Here is a 9,394-nt window from a genome sequence, read left to right as displayed (position 1 = left end):
AAGCGCGCCGAGCGCTTGAGCAATTTGAGGGCTCCGCGCCCGGCGCGCTTGCGCCGGACGGCGAAGCCGAATACCCAAATCCAACCTGCAGACTCTCGTTATGAACGAGGGACCAGCAGGGGGCAGGTCATGTGTCTCATGGCTTGTTACTCCTATTACTTGTTCTGTTCAAAATCCGGGCCTTGATCGCGCGATCTGCGGCGATCCTTTTGGCGCTTGCCGTTCTCTTGCTTTCGCTGCGCCGCTTCCGGCACGCGTCCCATCATGATGGCGAGCGCCATATCGGCTGCGAGCCCATACAGCGTATGTTGCAGGTGTTTGCGCACACGGTCGGCGGTTCTTTGAAGTCGCCGCCGCTCTGCGATCTGCTGTCTGATCAGCACGTGCTTTTCGATCTGGTCGCGCGCCTTCGCCTGCCTGATCTCTGCCTCGTTGATCTCTCTGATTTTCCGATTCTTGCCGGTGATCCAGCCCCAGAGACCTCGAATGCCGCGCGGTGTCCGTGAGGCCCGAGCCTTTTCTTCGATCTTCCAGCGTTCTTCTTGCTTCTTGCGCAGAGCGTCACGTTCGCCGCGTTGCCGTTGAACGGCCTGCTCGCACTGGAAAGTGATCGACAGCCGCAACTGCTTGGCGCGCGTTTCCGCTTCCTGTGCCCATTCCTTGATCTTGGGCGTCAGCTGCCCGCCGATATACGCCTTGGTCTCTTCGACAGAGAGAAGCTCCCTCATGTCGCCGAGCCGTGCAGTTAACTCATTTTTCTTGACCCCGGCAGCGCGTGAGAGGGAGTAAACCTCGCCGCGCCAATCGATGGCGACGTAGCTTCGCTTATCGCCTTGCGCGAGCCAGAATCCCTTTTCTCTCAGCGCTACCTCGAAACTCTGCCGCGTATCGGAGGCGTTCCAACATTCACGAAGCAAAGCCTTCGTCTCTTTGGCGTCGAGACCGGTACGTTTGGCTTGCTGCCATTCGTGCAACGAGAATTTTAGCGGATCGCGCTTGCGGAAGTCCTGAAGACCTTCCGGCAACGGCCATCCGTTTTCTAAGAAAAGCTGCTTGGAGATGCCGGTCAGACGTCTCTTGTAGAAGGAGATGTTGATCGCCTTCATGTCCTCAGAGTCGATCCGCGACCACACAGCATGTGCGTGGCGTCGGCCCGCCTTTTCGTGGAAGACAATCGCACGGGGCTGGCCTTGCAAGCCAAGCCCCGCTTCGATGCTCTCGATGGCTTTCTCGAAGGTCTCGTCAGGCACATCCGCGTATTCAGGTGGATTCAAGCTGAGGGAGAACAGGTGATTGACGCACCGCGTCCCCATGGAGATAGCTTCAGCTTCCAGGAGCGCACCGTGCAGGTCGTCGGAGACGAAACCGCGCAGATCATGCAGCTCGACGTGGTCGTTGTCGCGCATGTTCAGGAGATGGCGCGCTAGCTCCTTCGCGTTGCCGCGTTCATTGCCGTTCAAGATCATGACGCACCCCCGTCCTTGCCGAAGGCTTCGAGCAGAGCGGTTCTCATCTCGTGGACCTCGCTGCAGGCACGGCGAAGGTCTGCCCCCGTTTCGGGATGCACCGGCAGGGTGCCTGTGTTCACGGCTCGCGCCATTTGGTTGAGGTTCGCAGACAGACGTGACTGTCCAAGCGTGGCCAGCACGCGGCCCAAGGCCTCGTGGTCTTTGACCGGCTGCGTGTTCCGTCGCCGAACTTTAGGCAAGCCGCTGCCGAAAAGCACCGCCTTGATATAGCTGCCAAGCGGCACGCCGTTTGCGGCGTCCTCCAGCTTGGCACGTTCCTCGAATGTCAGTCTGAGCGAGAAGGGCGCTTCACGCTTTCCCCGGCTTCCATGCGTATTGAACTCGGTTTTCATGTCGGGTTCCTTTCGGACCCGGCATGACGGCGAAAACAACTTTCCTGAGCGATTGCATCATAGTTTCAACCGCTTAGGAAGCGTAACGCCATGCCGAGAAGTCTGGCGCGAAGATCAGCAATTTAAGTTGGTTGCAAGCCCCCGCAACCAAAAAATTACGCAAAATCAAACAGATTGGCAGATGGTATTCACATACCACCGGCCAATAGCACGTCTACATCAACGCCACATCAATACCAGACACTAAAAACTGCAACCGCACGCATAAGTGAGGCAGGAGCGGGCAGCGAAAGGCAGCGGCCGACAAAGATGCCGCGATGGGAGACGGGACGTCCCGGATCAGCACTGCGGTTCAAACGAACCTTGCGTCGGATCGGCTCTCACATTGGTCCCGACAACTATGGCACGCCACCGTGCGATTCGTCTCAGCAACATGCGCAAGCGCGCAAAGGCCAGCGCGTCACGGCATCGCATGGTGCCCCGGGCGCTGTTCATCCCCACCTGAACGCTGTATAAACGACCGCGATTGTAGGTTTTTGATTTCGAGTCGGAGGCGCGATGAACGCTCCCTTCAAGCAGGCCGAGCGGCTGGGTCGGTTGACCACGGAGCTCGGTCCCGACGTTCTCGCGCTGCTGCGTTTCGACGGTAGCGATCATCTCAACGACCTCTTCGAATACCGCGTCGAAGCCCTCGCCACCCGCGACGATCTGGATTTCGACGCGCTCGTTGGCACCCATGCCACGGTCGAGATCGAGGCCCACGAGCAGATGCGGCCTTTCGATGGCATCGTCACGAGCGCCCGTTGGGCTGGCGTGGGCGAGAACGGCCATCGCTATGACCTGACCCTGCGGCCTTGGTTCTGGCTGGCCTCGCGCCGCCGCAACCAGCGCATCTTTCACAACAAGACCGTGATCGAGATCCTGCAGGAACTGCTGTCGGACTATGCGTCCCTTGGCGATCCGGCGCTGGAGATCAGCCTGTCGAAGGACTATCCGACCCTCGAATACACGGTGCAATACCGCGAGAGCGATCTGGATTTCGCGCGCCGGCAGATGGAGCGTCACGGGATCAGCTTTCATTTCAAGCACGCGATGGGCAGCCATACGCTGGTGCTGACCAACGACGTGCTGGCCCATGACGAGATCGGGCCGCGTCCGTTCAAGCGCTATGACGGTCATCACCAGTATGAGCAGGAACACTTCTGGGACTGGGCGCCGGAACGGAATGTGACCACGGGCGCGGTGCGGCTGGTCGATTACAACTTCAAGAGGCCGACCCAGGCAATGGAAGTGGACCGACTGGGCGACGCCGCTTACGCGCAGGGCCAGATCGAGAGCTTCGACTATCCCGGCGATTATCTGGCGCAGGATGTGGGCCGGCTGGTCGCGGGGCTGCGCACCGAGCAGGAGCGCGGCGCGGACCGCCGCAACCGGGCGGTCGGCGACTGTGTGAGCTTTGGCGCGGGCATGCGGATGACCTTGTCAGGCGACAAGGTGCCGGGTTCGGGCGAGACCTATCTGTGTCTCAGCGCCTCGCATCACTTCGTCAGCGAGGCCTATGGCTCGGGCGGTCAGGGCAGCGACGGCTATGCCTTTACCGGCAGCTACACCCTGATGCCCGACACCGCACCGATGGCCCCGCCCAAGCGCACGCCTCTGGCCGTGGTGCAGGGCCCGCAGACCGCCGAGGTGGTCGGTGAGGGCGAGATCGATTGCGACGAATATGGCCGCATTCTGGTGCGCTTCCACTGGGATCTTCAGAACGCTTATTCCATGCGCTGCCGTGTCAGCCAGAACTGGGCGGGCGCGGGCTGGGGCGGCATGGTCATCCCCCGCATCGGCATGGAGGTTGTCGTCGAATTTCTCGAAGGCGATCCCGACAAGCCGCTGGTCATCGGCTGCGTCTATAATGGCAAGAATGGGGCGCCGTACCCTCTGCCCGCGAACAAGACGGTCAGCACCTTCAAGTCCGACACACATCAGGGCGACGGATATAACGAATTCCGCTTCGAGGACGAGAAAGGCCGCGAAGAGGTCTTCATGCATGCGCAGAAAGACCACAACACCGTCATCGAAAACGACGAATCGCATCGGATTGGCAACATGCGCCTGAAGGTAGTCGGTGTCGATCAGAAGGAACGGATCGGTCGGGACAAGCAGATCGATGTCGGCCGCGACCATGTCGAGACGATTTCCCGGGACGAGCGGAAATTCGTACGCAGAAACGCAGAGCGCGAAGTTACGAAGGACAGCTTTGACTACGTCAATAATCACCGCGTGGAATATACCCATGCCAATCACCAGGAGGAGGTTGGCGCGCATCATTACATGAAGGTGGAGGGCGAATCCGAAGTTCTGGTCGGATCGAAATTGTTCCAGCATTCCCGGGTTCAGGTGCTGCACGCGAAGGACAAGTTCATCATCGGTGGCCCTGGCGGAACCATCGAGATCAATCCGTCTGGCGTCGTCATACGTGCTGTGAAGATTGAACTGAAGGCGCCGGTCGAAATCAGCAGCGGCGCCCCCGACCAGATCGCCAGCCTGGAAAGCGCTGTCAATGAAGGTCTGGAGCTTGCCCAGATATGCGTTCGCAAGCTGACGGAAGAGTGAACGCAATGCGGAATTCGGCAACGAGGCGTGAACTGGCGCATCGCGTGGCGCTCGAAGGGAATGTCGCTGATGCCCTGAATCAGCTGCTCTTCGGTGTGGTTCGTCCGAGAGGCAGGAATGCCGTGGTCATTTCCGGCGATGCGACTGAAACCGCATTTCATACCTATATCCTGATCGAAGCGGCTCGCAGGCCTGACATCGAAACCGTCCTGCAGGGCTTCGGTGCGGAATACGCATCCTTGTATCAAGGGGCCTCGGCTGATCGTCTGGCCAGGCATGCGCCCTATCTCGTCAGGGTCGAAAACCGCACCCGCGCTGCCGACTGGCTCATCCGGGAAGGCTGGGGGCAGGGCTGGGGCGTCTGGCTTCGCAGCACCCATGATCTGACGAGGATGAGACAGCATTTTCGGAAATTCACCCAGCTTTATGATCCGGCTGAGGATCGCTGGTATATTTTCCGCTTCTATTCGCCCGAAGTGGCGCGCCGGACCATCCCGTCTCTTCCACCCCGGCAATATGGCGAGTTCCTGCAAGGGATCGCTGCACTGATCGTTGCGACGGAGGACGGCAAAGGCGCCGTCGTGATCTGACAATGCAGCTGACCGACGAGATCTTTCAGAGCCTGCGCACGGGCAAGTTCGAGGACTTCCTCGATACCGGGGCCGATGAGCTGACATCCCGGTTCCGCGCGCGCTTCGTGGGAATGGGCGAGATCGAAGCCCATGACGCCGCGCGAAATGTCGTCGGCGAGGCCTATGAGGAAACCCAGCGGCTTCGGCGCCCAAGTGCGCTTCTGTCCATGCGCGTCGCCTATGCGCGCCTGGTACTTGGAGCGGGCGTGCTGTCCGATCCGCGCTTCCCGGGTATCGCCGCCTGCTGTGAGCGCCAGGCCGCAGCGCGCCGGATCGAAGACGACAAATCGATCGGCGAGTTGCTGGCGCGGATGTCGCCCTATTGGGAGCACGACCATCTCGCGGATGTCCGCAGGATTGGCGACGAGCTGCTATCCAGGCCACTATCCGATGCTGATGGTTGGACTAGGGCGCTCGACTTGCTTGCGACCTCTCACCGCAAGCGGGGTGGGACGGCCGGCGACGCCGAGATGCGCGCCTTCATCAATGCCGCTTACGCGGATGCGTGGAATCTTGGCCTGCAGGATCAAGCTCTGATCGTACGGCATGTCCTGATCGCCGAAGCGCTTGGTTTGCGGTTCTTTGTCGACCCGATGCATCCCGGCTGGATGTCGACCTATGACCGTGCCGATCCTCGGCGCATCGCATCGGCACTGAATGCCGCATTCGGCCCTGAAACTCATCAGCGGGAGAATTGATCGTGGAACCTCTTGAACCCGCCCAGAACTATCAGGACAGCGACCCGGCTGACTGCCCGACCGGGGTCTGCGGCACGGATGTGTGTTTCGCCGCCGACCCGACCGACGGGCTGGGAGATATGGACCGGATTCTTGGTCTTCGCGATCCAGGTGTGGGATTGCTGATGGAGGATATCATTGCGCAGAAGGGATCGCCTCTCCTGAAATTCTGGATGCGCTTTATGCAGGCCTTTGAGGATCAGCATGGCCGCGAAGAACGCATCAAGACCGCCATGCTCTTCTCGCCCGGAATCGAGCGGGACTGGTATTACGAAATGGATTTCTCCAGTGATGTCGGCACGGCCTATACCGCGATGTATGGTCTGACGGACCATGTTTCCAACGATCCCTGGTTTTATGAAAACTACGAGCCGGGGATTGTCGCCACCCTTCCTTCGAACATTGTCAGGTCAGTGAACAAGCTGGTTCTGATGGTCGACAAGCGCTACGAAGACTTCACCGATGCCGAACTGCGCCAGCTTGCTGTCCGCATGAAACAGGCGATCGAGATCGAGCAGAATTTCTCGCAATGGGCAAAGACGGCTTTCGATGCGGCGATGATCGGGCTGACGGCCCTTGCGCTTGTATCCGGTGTCGGTGCGGTCGTCGGGGCGGGAACTTTTGCGCTGCGTGCCGCAGCATTGGTGGTGCTGGCCATTGAGGCTTCGGACGCGGTCCAGACCTATACCGATTTCATCGGGGGTGATAAGGATAACGGCATCAACCCGTTGGAGGAGGCGGCGGCCTTCCTTGGCCGCACACTTGGCGATTCTGACGGCGAAAAGGCCATGCGCACAGCCTACAGCATGATCAATATCGCCGTCGGCGTGAAAGGAAAATGGCGCGCGCTCGCGATCATTCCGGCCGGCGTCAATTATGGCGATCCTGGTGCCATGATGCAACCGGCTGACGCCAACGAGGTCGAAGTCTGGGAGAGACGCTGATGGGCAAATACGACAAGATCCGTGCCGCGACGCTTGTTTCTCTTGCTGCTGATCTGAAGAAAGCCGGCTTCAAGTTCAGCTTTCAGAAATACCCGAACATGCGGAACAAGTATGAAATCGCGATCGAGGGCCCGCCCGGCACCAAGGCGAACTTCCGAACGGTCGTCGGATCGAACGAGGAAATGCTCAAGATCAACGACGCCATTCAGACCGGTGGCGCAAAGCTCCTGTTCAACCTCTCGGGCGCGGTCGGCAGGTTTGGTGAGGACGCGGTTCTCAGGGCCTTGCGATCAGGCAAGGTTCCGTCGAAGAAGTTCACCGTGACCAAGGGTGGGCAGTCGCTGGAATTCGATATGAAAGACATGACCTTCGGGGATGCGCTGCAGATCCAGAACCGGTCCGGGCATGGACTGGATGCGGTCGTGCCGATCATAGCGCCGAGGCCACCGGCCCCGCATCATGTGGTCATTGAGGTCAAGTCGAGGATGGGCCGTGATCTGCCCTTTCCGCCGTTGAGCGAGGCGCAGAAGGGCGATAGCTATTTAGAGGATCAGATTGATACGGTCGAGAGAGGTATTAGGAGGGCGCGTCAGGCGAGAAATAGCGGGCAAAAGACCGGTCGCACCTGGGAAGACATGATTGATCACCGAGAGGCGATCGATGGTCTGAAAACATCGCTTGAACAGAATAGCGTGACAAAACTTCTCGCGAAGGTTGAACTTGACCAGTCTGGAAATCAATCCGGCGAGATCATCTTGGAAATTTGGCAATGAAATCGTACGATGAACGGCCTCTTATGAGACTTCTTAAGATTTACCAAGGAGAATTGTCTGATCTGGTAGCTGTTGAGGACTTTATAGCGGATGGGCTTCGTAAGCTCACGGACCCTTCAGATTATGGACCCTTGGTGAGCATACCTACCCTTGCGCTGGCCACAGGCGATGATGCTTTGTTGAATTTTTCCTACTGGGTAGCCGCGTCCAGAAAATTAAGGGGCGAGGTACTCGACTTCTCTCAACGCAGTAGGTTTTTGGGCTTTGCTGTTGAGAAGAACGATTTCGACCGTAAATTGCATCGTAAGCCCCCTCGTTTATCAGACTATGGCGAATACCTGCTGGAACTGATGGCTACCAGCCGAGCGGACCTGATCGAGCCGACACGCGAGATCGCGATGGGGGTTGTCACCTCTGGCCGTTTTGTCCCCAGCTCTCCTGAGTCCACTGGCTATTTCGGTTCCCCTGCCAAGCTCAGCGTCTTCGCTCTGGAGATGCTTGCGGTCATGCGCGGCGAGGTCATCGACTGGGAAAGTTTCCATATCCCGCCCGACCGCTTCTGGCTGGACTGCGCGCGGATCGGTCTGCCCGAGCCCGATCCTGTCAAAGCCGCAGAATGGGGGGGGCAGCTCTGCGATGCGCATATGGCCACGTTGCAGGCCGACAAGGACAACCCCGACATGTCGTGGTTCCAGGGCTTTGAAATGGTCAACGAGGCCCATCACCTCTGGCCGATTTCGGTCTATGCATTCATCCGGGCGCGCGCGCGGCTGGGGCTGGCAACGGCAGAGATCGACCATCCCCTGATGCGAACCAGCTTCGCGATCCTCAAGGATTGGACGGTTCCGGCGGGATCGTGGCAGGCGCAGCCATGGTTCACCGAGATCATCGACAGGATCCAGCAGATCGAACCGGCGTTGGAGCCCGCTCTGGATCTGGTGAGAAACGGATAAGCGCTCGTCTTATCTGCCGCCGGATGCGGATCACACGAATACTACGCAAACCGGTGATCCTTTACCGCATGCACAATTGTGCCCATTTCCGTGCGCGACAGGCGGCGACACTCATGTCATGATCGATTTGTACCGAGTCCCTGCCGCTTTTTGACATCGTTAATCCCGGGCCGTGCGGGGCGGATCAGAACCCACCCGGCCTATGCCCCCTATGAAGGGCAAGCCCGCGCCTGCCGCCGCAGGACATGGTAATCCGCCATCATCCCGACCAGCGTGGTATTCTCGGGCAGCGTGTCCAGTTCCGCCGCCGCCTTTTCCTGCACCGCCGTCGGATACTCGACTACCGGCGGACAGACCGCGCCGCCCTGCTCAGAACCGCCCGCCCCGCAGGCGCTCAGCCAGGTCATCGCGATCGCGGGGCCGATCCGCCCCGGCCTCCAGCATCCGTTGCAACGCATCGTTTGTCCTTTCCATGTCTTGCAGGCGCTCGGCGGCACGCCCGGCCTGTTCACCTGCCCGCCGCAGGTTGAGGAGGAAGAGGAGGACCGCGCCGATCAGCGCGATTCCGATGGCGAGGCGCTGCATCCGGCGTGATGCCTTCAGCACAGACAGCGCACCCATCACCGCCGCCCCCGTTTCCAGTCGTCGAGCCGGGCGTAGACGGTCAGGCCGATCCCGGCCAGCGCGAGGGCGATGAAGACCCAGCGGAAGGTGTCGAGCCAGGGGGTAATCCTCCCCGTTTTAGCGGGGCGCTGTGACCTGCCCCCTGCTGGTCCCTCGTTCATAACGAGAGTCTGCAGGTTGGATTTGGGTATTCGGCTTCGCCGTCCGGCGCAAGCGCGCCGGGCGCGGAGCCCTCAAATTGCTCAAGCGCTCGGCGCGCT

General features: G+C 59.8%; 10 protein-coding genes. 6 read left to right on the top strand and 4 right to left on the bottom strand.

All coding sequences use genetic code 11. From position 1 onward, the window contains the following. Window positions 1-155: 155 nt before the first annotated feature. Together FNJ84_RS21230 and FNJ84_RS21225 are read right to left on the bottom strand one after the other, a co-directional pair. Window positions 156-1,466: a relaxase/mobilization nuclease domain-containing protein gene (locus tag FNJ84_RS21230; protein WP_143795202.1), complete on the bottom strand. Its 1,311-nt coding sequence runs from the start codon at window positions 1,464-1,466 to the stop codon at window positions 156-158. Further along, window positions 1,463-1,861, bottom strand: a complete 399-nt coding sequence (locus FNJ84_RS21225; protein ID WP_143795201.1) for a hypothetical protein — start codon at window positions 1,859-1,861, stop codon at window positions 1,463-1,465. Before FNJ84_RS21225 ends, FNJ84_RS21230 begins: the two co-directional genes overlap by 4 nt. A gap of 558 nt (window positions 1,862-2,419) precedes the next feature. On the opposite strand from FNJ84_RS21225, the gene FNJ84_RS21220 reads away from it, so the two are divergent. From FNJ84_RS21220 to FNJ84_RS21195, 6 genes are all read left to right on the top strand, one after another. Beyond that, the gene (locus FNJ84_RS21220; RefSeq protein ID WP_143795200.1) at window positions 2,420-4,471 is read left to right on the top strand and encodes a type VI secretion system Vgr family protein; all 2,052 of its coding nucleotides are present in this window, start codon (window positions 2,420-2,422) and stop codon (window positions 4,469-4,471) included. Between the two features lie 44 nt (window positions 4,472-4,515). Then, window positions 4,516-5,061 (top strand): DUF4123 domain-containing protein, encoded by a 546-nt coding sequence (locus FNJ84_RS21215; protein WP_221932029.1) that lies wholly within the window; start codon window positions 4,516-4,518, stop codon window positions 5,059-5,061. 2 nt (window positions 5,062-5,063) lie between these two features. After that, entirely contained in the window at window positions 5,064-5,801 is a 738-nt protein-coding gene (locus FNJ84_RS21210; protein ID WP_143795198.1) for a hypothetical protein, read from the top strand. Between the two features lie 119 nt (window positions 5,802-5,920). Then, entirely contained in the window at window positions 5,921-6,784 is an 864-nt protein-coding gene (locus FNJ84_RS21205; protein WP_143795197.1) for a hypothetical protein, read from the top strand. Continuing rightward, window positions 6,784-7,557 carry a hypothetical protein gene (locus FNJ84_RS21200; protein ID WP_143795196.1) on the top strand — a complete coding sequence of 258 codons (774 nt, stop codon included), beginning with the start codon at window positions 6,784-6,786 and terminating at the stop codon, window positions 7,555-7,557. The genes FNJ84_RS21205 and FNJ84_RS21200 overlap by 1 nt, the downstream gene beginning before the upstream one ends. 134 nt (window positions 7,558-7,691) lie before the next feature. Continuing rightward, a complete protein-coding gene (locus FNJ84_RS21195; protein ID WP_143795195.1) occupies window positions 7,692-8,510 on the top strand; it encodes a hypothetical protein in 819 nt (272 codons plus the stop codon). Window positions 8,511-8,719: 209 nt separating this feature from the next. Here the strand turns inward: FNJ84_RS21195 and FNJ84_RS21190 are convergent, their stop codons facing one another. Both FNJ84_RS21190 and FNJ84_RS21185 read right to left on the bottom strand, forming a co-directional pair. Continuing rightward, window positions 8,720-8,917 (bottom strand): hypothetical protein, encoded by a 198-nt coding sequence (locus tag FNJ84_RS21190; RefSeq protein ID WP_143795194.1) that lies wholly within the window; start codon window positions 8,915-8,917, stop codon window positions 8,720-8,722. Beyond that, a complete protein-coding gene (locus tag FNJ84_RS21185; RefSeq protein WP_143795193.1) occupies window positions 8,880-9,131 on the bottom strand; it encodes a hypothetical protein in 252 nt (83 codons plus the stop codon). Before FNJ84_RS21185 ends, FNJ84_RS21190 begins: the two co-directional genes overlap by 38 nt. Between the last annotated feature and the right edge of the window lie 263 nt (window positions 9,132-9,394).

Origin of the sequence: Paracoccus sp. M683, from assembly GCF_007096355.1 — a bacterium.
Classification (GTDB): Bacteria; Pseudomonadota; Alphaproteobacteria; order Rhodobacterales; family Rhodobacteraceae; genus Paracoccus.
The sequence above is the reverse complement of the archived record's forward strand: the minus strand, read 5'-3'. Positions and strand labels throughout refer to the sequence as shown.

What these genes read in the sequence shown, in the direction of transcription:
- FNJ84_RS21185 (WP_143795193.1), bottom strand. Translation starts at nt 9,131, where the DNA reads ATGGGTGCGCTGTCTGTGCTGAAGGCATCACGCCGGATGCAGCGCCTC.
- FNJ84_RS21225 (WP_143795201.1), bottom strand. Translation starts at nt 1,861, where the DNA reads ATGAAAACCGAGTTCAATACGCATGGAAGCCGGGGAAAGCGTGAAGCG.
- FNJ84_RS21200 (WP_143795196.1), top strand. Translation starts at nt 6,784, where the DNA reads ATGGGCAAATACGACAAGATCCGTGCCGCGACGCTTGTTTCTCTTGCT.
- FNJ84_RS21220 (WP_143795200.1), top strand. Translation starts at nt 2,420, where the DNA reads ATGAACGCTCCCTTCAAGCAGGCCGAGCGGCTGGGTCGGTTGACCACG.
- FNJ84_RS21190 (WP_143795194.1), bottom strand. Translation starts at nt 8,917, where the DNA reads ATGACCTGGCTGAGCGCCTGCGGGGCGGGCGGTTCTGAGCAGGGCGGC.
- FNJ84_RS21210 (WP_143795198.1), top strand. Translation starts at nt 5,064, where the DNA reads ATGCAGCTGACCGACGAGATCTTTCAGAGCCTGCGCACGGGCAAGTTC.
- FNJ84_RS21205 (WP_143795197.1), top strand. Translation starts at nt 5,921, where the DNA reads ATGGACCGGATTCTTGGTCTTCGCGATCCAGGTGTGGGATTGCTGATG.
- FNJ84_RS21230 (WP_143795202.1), bottom strand. Translation starts at nt 1,466, where the DNA reads ATGATCTTGAACGGCAATGAACGCGGCAACGCGAAGGAGCTAGCGCGC.